We start from the raw sequence: 16048 nt of genomic DNA on the forward strand, positions 1-16048 counted from the left end.
AAGTATCCTTATGGTTAATCAGGTAATAAATGGGTTTAGCGGAACAACGGGATCACGCCACAGGTCTGCCGGTGCGGGTGGTTAACCGGCACGACAGCAACCGGAAGCTGATACAGCTTTCCCAGATTCTCTTCAGTCAGCAGTGCGGGTGTCTGACCAAACTGCGCCTGTGTGCCGTCAAACAGTAACAATGAGTGATCCGCAATATGCAGGGCATGCTGCGGATAATGACTGGTAAACAGGATGGTTTTGCCGCGCTCTGCAGCCAGCATTTTCAGAACGGAAAGAACTGTGTCCTGATTTGCCAGATCCAGCGCAGAAGTGGGTTCATCCAGGATCAGAATGTCCGGTTCACCGGCCAGTGCGCGGGCTATCATCACCATCTGTTTTTCACCGCCGCTGAGCAGGTTAAATGGGGTGTCCGCAAACGGCGTTAATCCGAGGTCAGCCATTGCCTGTTCGGTGATGTCATGATCACGCCGGGACGGGGATGCATACCAGGGAAGATGGCGAACCCGGCCGAGGCTGACCATGGTGCGGACAGAGTAATTAAACAACGCACCGCTGAGTTGCGGCACATAGGCTGCCGGTGCGCTGAGCTGCACAGTACCGGTTGCCCCTTTTTGCAGTTTGAGCAGCAGGCGCAGCAGCGTGGTTTTTCCGCGTCCGTTCGGGCCGAGAATAGCGGCGATAGTGCCCGGCGGCTGGCGGAATGTCAGCCCGTCAAATAACGGACGTTTGCCGGTGTGGTAACTGAGCTGATTAACACGGATCACAGGTCTGCCACCTTTTTATTCATGGAGTGAATGAGCAGGGCGAAAATCGGTGCCCCGATCAGTGCGGTGATGACACTCAGCGGGATCTCCGCGCTGGTCATACTGCGCGCCAGGGTATCGACGGCGATCAGATAAATCGCACCGGTCAGGGCACTGGCGGGGAGCAGGATGCGGTGGTCATGTCCGCTGATCAGTCGTGCGATATGCGGAATAATCAGCCCGACCCAGCCGATGGTGCCGGAAACGGCTACGGTGGCGCTGGTGATCAGCGTGACGCAGACCAGGATAGTCCAGCGGGTTGCGGTGACGGGCAGCCCCAGCGCCTGTGCGTTTTCCTCGCCGAGGGACAGCACATTGATGCGGAAACGCAGAGCAAAAATAATCCCGCCTGCGATGATGACAACCGGCAGTAACACGCTCACTTTCAGGTAGGTTGCGGTGGCAAAACTCCCCATCAGCCAGAACACGATGGTTTGCAGGGTATTATTCGGATCCGCAAAATAGGTGATCAGCGAAATCAGGGCGGCAAAAAAAGCATTAATAATCACGCCCGCAAGGATCAGCATCAGAAGACTGCTGCCGTGCCGGTTAAGCCCCAGCAAAAAGACCAGCACAATAGCCAGCAGACCACCGAGAAAGGCAAAACTGATAGTGATAAATAAAGAGGAGAAAAGCAGCAGGGCCAGTGCGCCGCCCAGCGCTGCGCCGGATGAAACACCGATAATCTGCGGTCCCACCAGCGGGTTGCGGAAGATGCCCTGTAATGCGGCACCGGCAACCGCCAGCCCGGCACCGGCCAGTCCGGCGATCAGAATGCGCGGCAGACGGACATACAACACCACATTTTCGGCGGTGCGGCTGTATTCCGCAGACGGGCTGCGTCCGGTCAGAGTATCCGCCAGAATTTGCAGAACTGTTGTCACAGAGACCGCATAGCGCCCGGCACACAGCGCGAGCACGATGGTCAGTAATAGCAGGGCGGATAACAGGCACCATTGCAGACGGGATTTTCGCATCACGGCCGCCCCATCAGTGTCAGGTAATCACGACCTTCCCGGTTCAGATCGAGTTGTAAAATGCGGTCTGTTTCTTCATCAGTGAGAGAATAGCCGTACAGTTGAAGATAGCGTTTGCGGATCTCTTCCCGCAGCGGAAATGCCGCACTCTCCGGATGAAAAATCTGAGCCAGCCACTGCCAGTAGAGCGGTGTTTCCTGATTTGGCGCATCCCAGATAAAACCGCCGATCGGCAGTTTATAGACCCGTTTATTCTTTACCGCGGTCACATCACTGAGCATCGGATTGTTATAAATATCAGCGGGTGCCAGTCCGGCCTCAAAATTGCCCAGCAGGATAATATCCGGATCCCACACCAGAATCTGTTCGATATTCAGGGTGCGCGGCCCGGTCAGGTCACGGTTGAGGCTGACACCCCCGGCGAGTGCAAAATCCGCATTGTTATGAGATGTGGATCCGAAAGTCTGGATACTCTGTTTAAAATGAGAGAGGTAGAGCACACGCGGTTGTTTTTCTTCCGGAATCGCAGCAACACTGTTTTTCAGCTGGTTGATCACCTGTTTGCGCCAGGCAATCAGCCCGTCCGTTTTGGTTTCTTTGCCGAGGGTTTTCCCCATCAGGGTCAGCCATTCCTGTGTATAGGCTTCTTTGCCGTAATCCAGCGTGGCGACCGTCAGACCGGCATTGCGCATCGGCGTGATAATGTCATCGCCCCGGTGTCCCCACTGCCAGACCAGATCCGGGTTAACCGAGAGCAGAGCTTCAATATTCGGTGCGAAATCATTCCCCACCACATTACTGCGCACAGAGAGCACATCCGGAAACATCACACTGAGCATGCCGTCGCGGGCGGCAACACCGGCAAAGGGATGCATCCCGGCGAGTCTTTTGCTGCTTTCATCAACACTGACCAGCATGGAGGCGGCAGGAATCGGGATCACCACAATCCGCTGTGCAGGTGCGGCGAGTTCAATATTCTGCTGTGACATATCGGTGAAATGCACGGCGCCTTTTGCGGCATAAGCTGCTGTTGTGCAGGTAAAAAACAGTACCGGCAATAATGTAAATCTATTACTAATCATAAGGTTATTCGCCTTTTATTTTATGATTAAATTGATAATGCGATTGGTTATCATTTATAATTGCATTTATTCTGGCCGCACTGAGAGGAAAACCCTATGACATTTGTCAAAAAGACCCTTGTCCCCGCACAGCAAATGGCGATCCTCCGGTCGTGCCCGTTGTTTCAGGCGGCAGAGGATGATGATCTGGCGCTGGTACTGGCAGACAGCACACATCGTCAGTTTGCGGCGGGGGAATTGATCAGTCGTGAAGGGGAGACAGTAAAAGCCTGTCCGCTGATGATCAGCGGGCAGATTGATGTTTTCCGTCATACCTGGTCGGGTGAAGAGAAAGTATTCGGTATGTTTACCGCCGGTGAGCTGGTGGCGATCGCCGCTGTCTTTATGCCGCACAACCGTTTCCCGATGAGCCTGCGGGCGAGAACAGACAGCAGTGCGCTGATGCTGGATAAACAGGCGATTTTACGGCTGTGTCATGCCTGTCCGGCAATTATGGCGCAGTTACTGGCGCGGTTCAGTCTGAAGCTGTATGAGAATATCAACCATATCGACTGGCTGACCTCCAGCTCTGCAGAGCAGCGGCTGGCAGCTTATCTGCTGGATCTGAAACGGTGTCAGCAATCGGATTGTGTGGTGCTGCCGTTATCGCGCGGGCAGTTAGCTGCAAAACTGGGTGTCCGCTATGAAACCCTCAGCCGCCTGTTTTCCGGCTGGCGGCAGAAAGCGTTTATCGGAATTGATAAAGACGCGGTGCGGATCACCAATGAATCCTATCTGGCGGAACTGGCTATCCCGGCGCAGCGTCCCTTCTGAATAAATAAGAAATCCCCGCCGGGGGGATTTCTTATATCAGTAAGATCAGAAATTATAGGTGATACCGCCGTTGACACTGAATCCCATTCCCGGGAACAGAGTGCTGTCTTTGTCGGTAACTGAGCGGTTTGCCACTGAGGTGGTGGCATAGTGCTCGTTGGTCAGGTTATCCATCGACATATAGAGCGACCAGTTCTCCGCTGGCTGATAAGTGCCTCTCAGCCCGAGCACCGCATAGTGTTTGCGTTTCTGAATATCGAGATGGTTTTCATGATCGACAGCCATATCGGTCGGTGCCCAGTGAATATTCGGGCCGAAACGCCAGTCGCCGATCCGGTACAGCACTTCCGCCGAAACAATATTACGCGGGATCCCGGCGATATAATTGCCGTTATACTCGCCGCCCATAAAGCGGAAATCATTCCACGTCCAGGCCAGCTTATATTCCACATCCCCGGGACCGGCCGGGATCACGCCGTTAACACCGGCTTCCAGCCCCTGATGGCGGGTTTTGGCGGCATAATTAAAGACGCCGGTGATATTTCCCTCTGAATCATAAGTTGTGATGTATTCATCTTTGATAAAGCTGCGGTAGAGCGCCACATTCCATTTCAGTTGTTCGGTAATATCACCGTCACCGCCGATTTCAAACGTCACGCCTTTCTGCGGCTCCAGTTTTGTCAGGCGGCCGTCGGAGGAATTAATGATTTCATGGAAGGTCGCCGGTTCCTGACTGGCGCTGACGTTGGCAAACCAGCGCTGATTATCCGCAGGACGCCAGATCACGCCGGCTTTGGGGGTCCAGAAGGTCCAGTTCTGATCCAGTGAAACGGAACTGTTGCGCTTTTCCGTATCACGCCGCGCATGGGTGGCTTTGAGATCCAGATTCAGGGTCAGATCCGGGGTCAGATGAATACCGGCACCGGCAGAGGCATAAATATTATCTGCTTTGCCGTCAAACTTACCGATCGGTGTTTTGTCCATCTTCGTGCCGCGCCGGTTCTGCATCAGATCGGTTTCCAGACTCATATGATCCGCGGCCAGTGCCGCCCGCCAGGAGACCGGCTCGGTTTCCATCTGCCAGCCCAGCTGCATACCTTCACTGTGGCTCTGACTGAAACGGTAATAGGCCGGGGTGGTGAAATTATCATGGGTGCGGATATACCAGACACCGGCACTGATGCGCTGATTATCGATCTGCCAGTCCGAACGGTTAGCGGCACGGAACTGCTCCACATTGCGGTGCGGATCCCGCAGCCAGACCATCGGGTAAACCTCTGTCGGGTCACTGTCGAGCACGGCTTCAGAGACCGGCCCGGCGACATCAAAACGCAGGTCGGTCCAGTTGAGGGAGGTGCGGTTTTCAAAATTATCCCCGGTATAGCCAAAATTACCGCGTACGGTTTTGCGCTGTGATGAGGAGTGTTTGCGGTAGCCGTCGAAATGGTCATAAGTGAAATTGATGCGTCCGTCGAAACGGCCGTCATCCGATACGCCGCCGAATGCCGTCTGTAAACCTTCGCGGCCGTGAGAACCGTATTCATAGCGCAGGCGTCCGCCTTCGTCACGTCCGGTATAGGAAATCAGATCCAGCTCACCGCCCAGACTGTTACTCTGCGGATTCAGACTGTTGGCGCCGCGCCGGACACTGATCATCCGCGCATCCCGCATTTCCAGGGTGCTGATATGGAAACTTCCGTCTGCATCGGTGACCGGCAGTCCGTCCTGCATCAGCAGAATGCCGCGTGCCAGCGGGGCACTCTGCACACCGGAGCCGCGGATATTCAGCCGTGGCTGATCAATACCGCCGAAGAAATTCTGAACCAGCACGCCGGGCTGATAATCCAGTGCATCATGCAGCGTCGCCAGCCGGGTATCCTTTTCAACCATAATCAGGTTGGTGCCGCCCGCGACATTCTCCAGTTTCTCTTTTTCCTGCGCAGCATCCGGTGTGAGACGGCTTTGTTTTGCGGCGGTGACAATAAGGGTGTCCGGTGCGGGTTCCGCTGCCGCAGCGGAGACACCGGCAGTAAGTGAGAGCGCGAGGCAGTGTGTCAGCCTGCGGCGGGTGATTTTGTTCTGCATTATCCCTGACCTCATAAATGTAATGGTTATCATTTTCATTTGAGGTCATAACATAGTGCAGAAAATGCGGCTTACCCTATGACATTTGTCAAAAAGTCCCGTCCGGGGATTATTTCAGCCCCAGACGTTTTGCCAGACGGTGCAGATTTCCGGCATCAATCCCGAGACGGCGGGCCGCCGCTGCCCAGCTGCCGTCACTGCGGGTAAGGGCGGTGCGGATAAGCTCCGTCTGAAAAGCATCGGTAGCCGTGCGCAGATCCTGATCGGCCTCTGCAGGATGTGTTTCTGGGCTGACAACCGGTTCAGGGATTTCTTCCGGCGAGAAGTGATGAGGCTGTAACAGCAGTTCTTCACTGTTGCCGGTAGCTCGCGCCAGCACAATGGCGCGGTGCACAGCATGTTCAAGCTCCCGCACATTACCCGGCCAGTGATAATGCAGCAGCGCCAGGCGTAATGCGGGGCTTATTACCACCTGTGGCAAACCAAATGTCTGACGGTAGCGTTCGCAGAAATAGCCGGTCAGCAGCAGTATATCTTCATGGCGTTCCCGCAGCGGCGGCACCTGTAACGGGAAGATACTGAGCCGGTGGAACAGGTCGGCCCGGAAGTGGCCTGCGGCAACTTCCGCCCGCAGATCCCGGTTGGTGGCAGCCAGCACGCGGACATTCACCCGCAGCGGCCTGTCATCACCGATCCGCTGGATATCGCCATACTGTAAGACCCGCAGCAGTTTGGCCTGTAACGCCGGCGACAGCTCACCAATCTCATCCAGAAACAGCGTGCCGTTATCCGCCATTTCAAATTTGCCGCTGCGGTTGCTGATAGCACCGGTAAATGCGCCTTTGACATGCCCGAATAATTCACTTTCCGCAACAGTTTCCGGCAGCGCCGCGCAGTTAAGATACACCAGCGGGTGATCACGGCGGGCGGATAGTTCGTGAATGGACTGTACCACCAGCTCTTTACCGGTACCGGTTTCGCCGCTGACCAGCACATTCATATCAGCACCGGCCACAATGGCTATCTCTTTCTTTAACTGCATCATGCAGGGTGAAAGGCCGATAATATCGGTTTGTCCGCCGGATTGCCCTGCCGCCAGCCCGGCGGAGGCGCTGAATGCCAGTTGCTGGTTCTCGAGCTGACCGATAAGCAGGGCATTATTGAGTGCTCCGGCGGCCAGAGCAGCAATCAGGCGTAATTCTTCATCACTGAATGCATCAAACTGGTCCGGTGCAAGGCTGTCGAGTGTCAGCGCACCGATAAGATTTTGTCCGGCAAACAGCGGCAGACCGGCGCAGGCGTGCACTTTCAGATGAACATGATCCGGGATCAGCCCGTCATAAGGATCGGGCAACTGACTGTCTGCGGGAAAACGGACGACATCCCCGGCTCGGGCGATAGCTTCCAGTCTGGGATGCGCATCCAGCCGGAAGCGGCGGCCGAGAACATCCGGCGACAGCCCGTCAATCGCCAGCGGAATAAACTGATGTGATTCATAACGCAGCAGTGCGGCCGCATCACAATTAAGTACCCGGCGCAGTGTGGAGACCAGACGCTGAAAACGATCCTGATGACCGATATCCCGCTGTAAGGCAATAGCAATGCCGGTAAGTACATCAACTGAAAATCCCATGCGTTCCTCCGCTGTCATTATGACAACACAATGTCATAATGACAGTTAATTGCATAGTCATTTTGACACTTATTTTTTATCCTGAAATTTAAAATCTTTATAAAACAATAAAATAAAAGTTGGCACGCAAATTGATTATCTCTCTGTAACGAAGCATAAAAACAGAAGGTAACTATCAAATGGCTATTCATGTAAAAAATAATGTGTATTGGGTCGGACAGCGTGACTGGGAAGTCCGCGATTTCCACGGAACAGAATACAAAACCCTGCTCGGCAGCAGCTATAACAGCTATCTGATCCGTGAAGAGAAAAATGTCCTGATTGATACGGTTGATCACAAATTCAGCCGTGAGTTTGTGCAGCATCTGCAGACACAAATCGACCTGAACGATATTGATTACATTGTGATTAACCATGCGGAAGAAGATCACGCCGGGGCATTAACCGAACTGATGGCGGCGATCCCGGACACGCCAATCTACTGTACTGAAAATGCCATTGATTCTATTAACGGACATCATCATCACCCGGAATGGCATTTTAATGTGGTGAAAACCGGGGATACCCTGGATATCGGTAACGGCAAACAGCTGATTTTTGTCGAAACCCCGATGCTGCACTGGCCGGACAGTATGATGACCTATCTGACCGGAGATGCCATTCTGTTCAGTAATGATGCCTTTGGTCAGCACTATTGCGACGAGCGCCTGTTTAACGATGAAGTGGATCAGACGGAGCTGTTTGAGCAGTGCCAGCGTTACTATGCCAACATTCTGACGCCGTTCAGCCGTCTGGTGACCCCGAAAATTACTGAAATCCTCGGGTTCGGGCTGCCGGTGGATATGATCGCGACCTCACACGGTGTGGTCTGGCGCGATAATCCGACCCAAATCGTGGAGTGGTATCTGAAATGGGCGGCGGATTATCAGGAAGACCGTATCACTATTTTCTATGACACCATGTCCAATAATACCCGCATGATGGCCGATGCAATCGCACAGGGGATTAATGAAGCGGACCCGGATGTGGCGGTGAAAATCTTTAACGTCGCCCGCAGCGATAAGAATGACATTATCACCAGTGTGTTCCGTTCAAAAGGGACGCTGGTGGGTTCATCCACTATGAATAATGTCATGATGCCGAAAATTGCCGGCATGCTGGAGGAATTAACCGGTCTGCGGTTCCGCAATAAAAAAGCAGCGGCTTTCGGCAGTTACGGCTGGAACGGCGGAGCGGTTGACCGTGTGCAGACCCGGCTGATGGATGCCGGTTTTGAAACCACGATGTCACTGAAAGCAAAATGGCGTCCTGACCTGAATACCCTTGAAGAGTGCCGTCAGTACGGACGTGACCTGGCGCGTCAGTGGGCGACCGGGGTATTACCGGCGGTCAGCAGACCGGCAGCAGCGGCACCAAAAGCGCTTACGCCGCAACCGGTGGCCACCCCGGCAGCTGCGGTCAATGATACCGGAAAAGCAAAATTATGTGACAGTGTCACCAATGTATCATCTCAGGATTTGGGGCCGTGTATGCAGTGCGGTGTGTGCCAGTGGATTTATGATCCGGAAAAAGGCGAGCCGATGCAGGGTGTGGAGCCGGGAACGCCGTGGTTCTGTGTACCGGATAATTTCCTGTGCCCTGAATGCTCTCTCGGTAAAGATGTATTTGATGTCCTGGCGACGGAGGCCGCATGAGCGCAGGTATTGTAATTATCGGCGGGGGCTTTGCTGCCCGCCAGCTGGTGAAAAATATCCGTAAAACCGATACACAGGTGCCGCTGACGGTGATTGCGGCAGACAGTATCGATGAATATAACAAACCGGATTTAAGCCATGTGATAAGTCTGAATCAGCGTGCCGATGATCTTATCCGGCAGTCAGCACAGGAATTTGCACAGCAATATAATGTGGCGCTGTTCCCGCATACCCGGATCAGCGGCATTGATGCACAACAGCATCTTATCAGCAGTGATCAGCAGCAATGGCACTATGACAAACTGGTACTGGCGACCGGGGCAACACCGTGCCGCCCGCCGGTGCCCGGCAATGAACTGATGCTGACACTCAACAGCCGCGAGGATTTCCAGCGGCACGAAACACAGCTGCGTAATGCACAGCGGGTACTGATCCTCGGCAGCGGCCTTATCGGCACGGAACTGGCAATGGATTTCTGCCGGGCCGGAAAAATCGTTACCCTGGCGGATATGGCGGCCAGTATTTTATCGTCACTGATGCCCGCAGAGCTCAGCAGCCGTCTGCGGCATAACCTGTCCGCATCCGGTGTGCGGGTGCTGACCGGCACACAGTTGCAGTCACTGAAGAAAACAGAAAATGAGACTGAAGCGCGGTTTGATCATGATTGTGTGACCCGCACGGATGTGGTGATTGCCGCCACCGGACTGAAACCGGATACCTCGCTGGCTGAGCTGGCCGGTCTGACTGTCCGGCGCGGTATTGTGACGGACAGTTCATTACAGACATCCGACCCGGATATTTATGCCCTCGGCGATTGTGCGGAAATTGACGGCAAAGTGATGCAGTATCTGCAGCCGATTATGCTCAGCGCAGTTTGTCTGGCAAAAAATCTGACCGGCGGAGAGGGAAAACTGACACTGCCGCCGATGCTTATCCGGGTGAAAACACCGGATCTGCCGGTACAGCTCGCCGGGGATTTTCATCACCCGGATTTACAATGGAGCATTGATATCAGCCACAACGGTATGACGGCCAAAGGCCATGACAGCGCCGGAAATCTGCATGCTTTTGCGGTGACGGAAGACAAACTCAGTGATGCTTTTACGCTGCTGCGTCAGCTGTCGCAGCACTGATTATCACGGTTTATGACTGAATTCTGAGGTAACAAAAATGACATTACGTGAAAAAACGCTGGGTGAACTGGCACTGTCTGTGAATGGCGCATCGGCACTTTTCCGCCGTTATGATTTGGATTTCTGCTGTGGCGGAAAACGGACGCTGGCAAAAGCGGCAGAGAAAAAATCCCTGAATATCGATGAGATTGAACAGGCATTACTCGCCCTGAAAGATGAGGCACCGGCGCAAGACTGGCGGAAAGCCCCGTTGGGTGACATTATCGCTTTTATTATTACGCGTTATCACGATCGCCACCGCGCACAATTACCGGAACTGATTTTACAGGCGGAAAAAGTGGAGCGGGTGCATGCTGCCAAAGCCAGTGTTCCGAAAGGGCTGGCCCGGCAGCTGACAGCACTGCATGAAGAGCTGACCTCCCATATGATGAAAGAGGAACAGGTGCTGTTTCCGATGATCTGCAACGGCATGGGACCACAGGCGGCGGGGCCGGTACAGGTTATGGAAGCAGAGCATGATGATGCGGGGGATATTGTGGAGGTGATTAAATTTATCACTAATAATGTCACAGCACCGGAAGAGGCCTGTACAACCTGGCGGGTGCTGTATAACGGTATCAATACCTTCATTGATGATTTAATGGAACACATCAGCCTGGAGAATAACTTGCTGTTCCCGCGCGCCCTGGCCGGGGAATAGTTCAGCCGCTGATATCATGACGGAACAGCGGGATATACTGCCCGCCTTGCTGTTCCGTCTGCTGCTTTTCTTCCTCACTCCAGCCGTAGTTAATAGCATGGCTGACCGCTCCGGAGTCGCGGGTGGTGATAATCAGGTGCGGTGGTTTGCAAACGCTCCAGTAACATTGTCAGAGAATGAACCATGCGTGCTGTGTCTTTTTTACCGGTATCATTAAAATTACTTAATTTATATGTGACGTTATCATATGACAGATAAGCATGTTACCGGCTGAATCTGAGAGTGGTAACGATGATGGCAGGAATAAGATTCTCCTTTATCATAAATAAGAAAATCAAACACCCGGGGGTGTTTGATTTAAATGATGTATATTGTTTTTTATTTTTTACAATACGGAATAAATGTTATTTTTATTAAACCCGCTATTTGGTTTTTATATTTGCTGTGTAGTATATCTTTGCCTAATCAGCGATAGCTTATGGTGACAATATGTTTTTCTGAATCAGATGAAACCGGAGTGATATTTACTTCACCAATGTTATCCGGTATTAATGTACCGTTAGGTTTATTATCCGCCTGAATACTGCTGTTATATTTGGCGGTTTCACCGGAACGGTAACATTCGGCATTGACGTTATTGCCGGATACCTTATAGGTGCAGGGTGCTTCTGTCAGTGACCCGTAGAAATTGATGACGCCGCCTTGCTGGCTCTGTAATGATGCGCTGTGTGCAACAAAAGATAATGCAATACCTGCAACTAAAACTAAACGGTTTAACATAGACATATTTTTTACTCTCTGTATTCGATATTAACTGAAAGTATCCCGTTTTAATATTATGAGAAAAGCATCAATTAATAACATCACGAATGATAGTTAACGGTTAATGATAATATATGATCGCTACGTCTTACTTTATAGTTTGAATGTTACATCAGTATTATTAAACAGAAGCATAACAAATAGCCTATCGTAAAAAAAAAGGACTATTGCTTTTGTTCTTTTTATTTAGGATTTGTTTATTAAGTGTAGTTTATAATGCAGGCATTAAAACAAAAACACTTTACTCAGTATCTATATCCTGTCCGCCCCGTTACGGGGCTTTTTTTTATCCGGAATACATTCACATTTAACCAATATAAGCGGGAATGTCAGTTGCTGTTATTATTGAGGAAAACTCATCAAACAACGGAGCGAATGTTAGCATCAAAAATCAGGAGGGGCAAAATTAAGAATAAACTGAATGACATCGCCTAAGTTTATGTTTATTGGTTTTTTTATGACCAAAATCCCGGGAAACAGGATAAAATCCCCGGGATTAAATTGTAATGTTCCGTGTAATAATCACTAATTTTGTAACACAATATTACAGGATGTTTCACCGTTATAGAGCTTAGTGATGTTTTCCAGCGTGGTTTCGCTGATACTCAGCAATGCTTCTTCTGTCAGAAACGCCTGATGGCCGGTAAACAGTACGTTATGGCAGGAGGAGAGGCGGCGGAACACATCATCCTGAATCACATCATTCGATTTATCTTCAAAGAATAAATCTCGTTCATTTTCATATACATCCATACCCAGTGCGCCAATTTTCTGCTGTTTTAGGGCATTAATGGCGGCTGCGGAATCAATTAATGCACCACGGCTGGTGTTGATAATCATCACACCGTCTTTCATTTTGGCAAATGCGGTTTCATTCAGCAGGTGATGGTTTTCCGGCGTCAGCGGGCAGTGAAGAGAAATCACATCAGATTGCGCAAACAGTGTGTTCAGATCGACATATTCCGCACCCAGATCCAGTGCTGTCTGGTTAGGGTAAGGATCAGACACCAGCAGCCGCATCCCGAATCCCTTTAATATCCGCAGTACGGCCAGGCCGATTTTACCTGTTCCGACAACCCCGGCTGTGCGGTTATGCATATTAAAGCCGGTCAGACCCTCGAGAGAAAAGTTGGCATCGCGGGTGCGCTGGTAAGCACGGTGAATACGGCGGTTCAGGCTCAGCATCATGCCGACGGCATGCTCAGCCACAGCTTCCGGGGAATAGGCCGGAACACGGACAACCTGAATACCCAGCTCTTCAGCGGCGGCTAAATCCACGTTATTAAAACCCGCACAGCGCAGTGCGAGGATTCTGATATTGAGATCCGCCAGTTCCTGCAATACTTCCCGGTTCGCATCATCATTAACAAAAATACAGACAGCATCGGCACCCACGGCGTTTTTTGCGGTTTGTTGTGTCAGCGGGAAATCAAAATATTCGATATCATACTGAAAGCGCGGATCCTGATTAATCAAATCCATATGTTTGCTGTCGTAATGTTTGGTACTGTAACTGACGATTTTCATCGGGGTTCCTCCGCTAAAAAATAAATCGCTACACTAAACCGGATAGCCCTGACAAAATAGGGCGGTCCTGTGTTCAGAAATGATTGAAATCTGCTGACTACAGTATAACGCTTAGTTGATGTATCTGTAACCGGGGAACTGCACCTCTGAGGTCTATGAAAAAATTACTGAAAGTGCTGGTGGTACTGCTTGTTCTGCTGATGATTATCCTCCCGGCAGCCTGGCTGACAATTCCGCGCTGGCTGCCTGCGGTGATGAAATCCTCTCTGCCTGATGGTGTTACACTGTCACTTTCTCAGCCAAAAATCCGTGCGGGTGGCCTCTATATAGAAGAAGCGGCTCTCCGCAGTAATGAATGTCAGCTGGCGGGCGGGGAAAAGCTGTCACTTCACTATCAGCGCGGCGGCCGCTGGATTATTGATGCCGGTTCACTGACCGGTGATGCGGACTGCTTTCAGAAATTACCTTCCGGCTCTGAAGAAACAGACACTACACCGGTTGATATCGGCGCACTGTTATCGCAGCTGCCGCCGGTGACGCTGACCGCGGATAACGTTATCCCCGCGCCCTGGCAGATGTATCAGGGAAAACTGAGCCTGACAACCGCACCCGGCCGGGGACAGCAACTGAGTTATCAGGGAGAGAACATTCAGGCGGAGCTGGCGGTTGATCCGGCACTGAACCTGACGTTGTCACAACTGGATGCCACTATCGGTGATGAAAAATTTGCGCTCAGCGGCGCACTGACACTGCCGCTGAATACAGCGGAGCTGCCGGATAAAGGCAGATTACAGGCTGAAATCACAACCACATACCGGTCACAGCCGTTGATGGCTGCCTTTGACTGGCAGGGGCGGCAGGGCGTTCTGACGCTGAGTGAAACTGATCCGCGGACCGTGCTGCTGAATATTCCCTGGGAAGCCACGGCGGAAAGTATCCTGATTAAAAGCGGGGAATGGCGCTGGGATGAGTGGGAACAGCCACTGCGGGGAACTATCAGCGCGGAACTGAAAAACTGGCTCTCTTCACCGGCGGATATGCTTTTGGGGGCACGGATCTCCGTGACCACGCAGGGTGTGCGCGGTAAAGGCACGGTGGTATTGCAGTTACCGGAAACACCCCTTTCGCTGACTGAGTTTGATATTCCTTTTGAGCTGGCCGGGCAGGTTAATCACAATGATATGTGGGCAGCCGGGCGGGTACCGGCGGTACTGACCGGCACGTTTGCCGACCCGGTGATCCGGTTACGTTCCGGGGCACTGGTGCGGGCTCGCGGACAGCTCAGTCCGGATTTTCTGGTGGAGGAACTGCGTCTGCCGCTGGCGGGAACTTCGCTGTCACAGCAGGGAATTTCCGGGCCGCTGGATGCGATTGTGACGGTGAATAATCCGGAGCTGGGGCGTTACCGTTTTCAGATGAAAGGCCAGGCGCGGGAATTCCTGCCGGATAATGGCCGCTGGTACTGGCAAATCTGGGGAAAAGGCCGGATGAAACCGCTGAATGCGGACTGGACATTCTCCGGTGCCGGTTCCTGGCTGGATGAGGAAATCCGTATCCGTAAACTGAACACCGGATTCAACGGTATCCGCTACGGTATGATGTCGATGGATGCCCCGGCGCTGACACTGTTATCCCCGCTGATCTGGACGCGGGTTGACGGGCAGGAGAAACTGTCCGGGAAAGTGCAGCTGACCACCCGGAAAATCCGGCTGGATAACAGCTATCTGCCGTCCGCGACCTTTGATATGACGCTGGATGGCCGTGACCCCCGCGATTTTTCTGTTAAAGGCACACTGTCAGCCGGAAAAAATATCGGGCCGATACATTACTGGAGCCGCTGGGACGGTGTCCGTCTGCGTGGTGAGGCCCGCTGGCCGGAGCAGGATATGCGGGCATTTCAGACGCTGATCCCGGCCGACCTGGGGATCACACTGCGTAACGGCGTTTTCTATGCCCAGGCGGCGTATTCCGCTGCACCGGGTCAGGGATTTGTCGCCGGTGGTCACTGGGTGGTCAAACAGGCGGGCATGTGGCTGAAAGACGGCGAAGTGAGCGGTGTGGATTTTGTGCTGCCGTGGCGGCTCGCGGACAGCCGCTGGCAGCTCGGCAGTAAAACGCCTGTGATGCTGCGGATTGCGCGCGTTGAGAATCTGTTTGAAGTGACTGATATTAAAGCCGATTTGCAGGGCTATTACCCATACGATGAGACGTATCCGCTGGAACTGTCCGGTGTCAGTCTGGATATTCTGGGCGGACAGGTCACCATGCCGTCACTGACCATTCCGCAGAAAACCGCAGCGGTGATAAAACTGGATAAACTGAATACCGGCCCGCTGATCAATACGCTGAAAGTGACACAGTTTGCCCTTGAAGGCAGTATCAGCGGGGAATTACCGTTTTATATTGATAATCCGCAGTGGATTGTGCATAACGGTTGGGTGGAAAACGACGAACCGCTGACCCTCAATCTGGATAATCAGTTTGTTGAATCGGTCAGTGAAAATAATATTTCAGCGGGTGCGGCGATTAACTGGCTGGATTATCTGGTGATGAAGCGGGTGCGGACGGATGTTAATCTGACCAACCTGGGTGTCCTGACGATGTCATCAGTGGTTTCCGGCTATAATCCGGTACTGGATGCACGGCGGGCGGTAAATCTGAATTACCGGCATGAGGAAAATGTGTTTCAGTTATGGCGCAGTCTGCGTTTCGGCAGCAATCTGGAAGCCTGGCTGGAAAAGAGTATTTCACAGAATCAGGAGTAACA

Annotated in this window: 12 protein-coding genes; 5 read left to right on the top strand and 7 right to left on the bottom strand. The window is 52.4% G+C overall.

Going from position 1 to position 16048, the window contains the following annotated elements; genetic code table 11:
• Positions 1–35: 35 nt before the first annotated feature.
• Genes ACSBQN_RS05690 through ACSBQN_RS05700 form a run of 3 tightly spaced genes read right to left on the bottom strand, consistent with a single transcriptional unit; the run spans position 36 to position 2874 of the window.
• The gene (locus ACSBQN_RS05690) at positions 36–776 is read right to left on the bottom strand and encodes an ABC transporter ATP-binding protein (protein ID WP_036407916.1); all 741 of its coding nucleotides are present in this window, start codon (positions 774–776) and stop codon (positions 36–38) included.
• The gene (locus tag ACSBQN_RS05695) at positions 773–1792 is read right to left on the bottom strand and encodes a FecCD family ABC transporter permease (protein WP_337137244.1); all 1020 of its coding nucleotides are present in this window, start codon (positions 1790–1792) and stop codon (positions 773–775) included. Before ACSBQN_RS05695 ends, ACSBQN_RS05690 begins: the two co-directional genes overlap by 4 nt.
• Complete coding sequence (locus ACSBQN_RS05700) at positions 1792–2874, bottom strand: ABC transporter substrate-binding protein (RefSeq protein WP_337137245.1); 1083 nt, start codon at positions 2872–2874, stop codon at positions 1792–1794. The genes ACSBQN_RS05695 and ACSBQN_RS05700 overlap by 1 nt, the downstream gene beginning before the upstream one ends.
• A 96-nt stretch (positions 2875–2970) precedes the next feature.
• Here ACSBQN_RS05700 and ACSBQN_RS05705 point away from each other — a divergent pair, with 96 nt between their 5' ends.
• Positions 2971–3687 carry a Crp/Fnr family transcriptional regulator gene (locus ACSBQN_RS05705; protein ID WP_024473011.1) on the top strand — a complete coding sequence of 239 codons (717 nt, stop codon included), beginning with the start codon at positions 2971–2973 and terminating at the stop codon, positions 3685–3687.
• 45 nt (positions 3688–3732) lie between these two features.
• On the opposite strand, the gene ACSBQN_RS05710 is transcribed toward ACSBQN_RS05705, so the two are convergent.
• Both ACSBQN_RS05710 and norR read right to left on the bottom strand, forming a co-directional pair.
• On the bottom strand, positions 3733–5772 hold the full coding sequence (locus ACSBQN_RS05710; RefSeq protein WP_024473012.1) for a TonB-dependent receptor family protein: 2040 nt from the start codon (positions 5770–5772) through the stop codon (positions 3733–3735).
• A gap of 109 nt (positions 5773–5881) precedes the next feature.
• Entirely contained in the window at positions 5882–7405 is a 1524-nt protein-coding gene (norR, locus tag ACSBQN_RS05715; RefSeq protein ID WP_024473013.1) for a nitric oxide reductase transcriptional regulator NorR, read from the bottom strand.
• Positions 7406–7584: 179 nt separating this feature from the next.
• Here norR and norV point away from each other — a divergent pair, with 179 nt between their 5' ends.
• From norV to ytfE, 3 genes are read left to right on the top strand one after another with little or no spacing between them, the layout of a single operon-like run.
• On the top strand, positions 7585–9099 hold the full coding sequence (gene norV, locus ACSBQN_RS05720; RefSeq protein ID WP_024473014.1) for an anaerobic nitric oxide reductase flavorubredoxin: 1515 nt from the start codon (positions 7585–7587) through the stop codon (positions 9097–9099).
• Positions 9096–10232 carry an NADH:flavorubredoxin reductase NorW gene (gene norW / locus ACSBQN_RS05725; RefSeq protein ID WP_024473015.1) on the top strand — a complete coding sequence of 379 codons (1137 nt, stop codon included), beginning with the start codon at positions 9096–9098 and terminating at the stop codon, positions 10230–10232. The genes norV and norW overlap by 4 nt, the downstream gene beginning before the upstream one ends.
• Positions 10233–10269: 37 nt before the next feature.
• Positions 10270–10932: an iron-sulfur cluster repair protein YtfE gene (gene ytfE, locus ACSBQN_RS05730; RefSeq protein WP_024473016.1), complete on the top strand. Its 663-nt coding sequence runs from the start codon at positions 10270–10272 to the stop codon at positions 10930–10932.
• Positions 10933–11397: 465 nt separating this feature from the next.
• On the opposite strand, the gene ACSBQN_RS05735 is transcribed toward ytfE, so the two are convergent.
• Positions 11398–11718: a hypothetical protein gene (locus ACSBQN_RS05735; protein ID WP_227989328.1), complete on the bottom strand. Its 321-nt coding sequence runs from the start codon at positions 11716–11718 to the stop codon at positions 11398–11400.
• A gap of 561 nt (positions 11719–12279) precedes the next feature.
• Positions 12280–13281 (bottom strand): 2-hydroxyacid dehydrogenase, encoded by a 1002-nt coding sequence (locus tag ACSBQN_RS05740; RefSeq protein ID WP_024473018.1) that lies wholly within the window; start codon positions 13279–13281, stop codon positions 12280–12282.
• A 155-nt stretch (positions 13282–13436) separates the two neighbouring features.
• Between ACSBQN_RS05740 and ACSBQN_RS05745 the strand changes: the two genes are divergently transcribed.
• Positions 13437–16046 (top strand): YdbH family protein, encoded by a 2610-nt coding sequence (locus tag ACSBQN_RS05745; protein WP_024473019.1) that lies wholly within the window; start codon positions 13437–13439, stop codon positions 16044–16046.
• Positions 16047–16048 lie beyond the last annotated feature (2 nt).

It is taken from the genome of Morganella sp. B601 (assembly GCF_051172335.1).
Lineage (GTDB): Bacteria > Pseudomonadota > Gammaproteobacteria > Enterobacterales > Enterobacteriaceae > Morganella > Morganella morganii.

Coding starts and splice junctions, on each gene's coding strand:
- ACSBQN_RS05735 (WP_227989328.1), bottom strand. CDS start 11,718: ATGTCTATGTTAAACCGTTTAGTTTTAGTTGCAGGTATTGCATTATCT.
- ACSBQN_RS05710 (WP_024473012.1), bottom strand. CDS start 5,772: ATGCAGAACAAAATCACCCGCCGCAGGCTGACACACTGCCTCGCGCTC.
- ACSBQN_RS05740 (WP_024473018.1), bottom strand. CDS start 13,281: ATGAAAATCGTCAGTTACAGTACCAAACATTACGACAGCAAACATATG.
- ACSBQN_RS05695 (WP_337137244.1), bottom strand. CDS start 1,792: ATGCGAAAATCCCGTCTGCAATGGTGCCTGTTATCCGCCCTGCTATTA.
- ACSBQN_RS05745 (WP_024473019.1), top strand. CDS start 13,437: ATGAAAAAATTACTGAAAGTGCTGGTGGTACTGCTTGTTCTGCTGATG.
- ACSBQN_RS05705 (WP_024473011.1), top strand. CDS start 2,971: ATGACATTTGTCAAAAAGACCCTTGTCCCCGCACAGCAAATGGCGATC.
- ACSBQN_RS05700 (WP_337137245.1), bottom strand. CDS start 2,874: ATGATTAGTAATAGATTTACATTATTGCCGGTACTGTTTTTTACCTGC.
- norV (WP_024473014.1), top strand. CDS start 7,585: ATGGCTATTCATGTAAAAAATAATGTGTATTGGGTCGGACAGCGTGAC.
- ytfE (WP_024473016.1), top strand. CDS start 10,270: ATGACATTACGTGAAAAAACGCTGGGTGAACTGGCACTGTCTGTGAAT.
- norW (WP_024473015.1), top strand. CDS start 9,096: ATGAGCGCAGGTATTGTAATTATCGGCGGGGGCTTTGCTGCCCGCCAG.
- norR (WP_024473013.1), bottom strand. CDS start 7,405: ATGGGATTTTCAGTTGATGTACTTACCGGCATTGCTATTGCCTTACAG.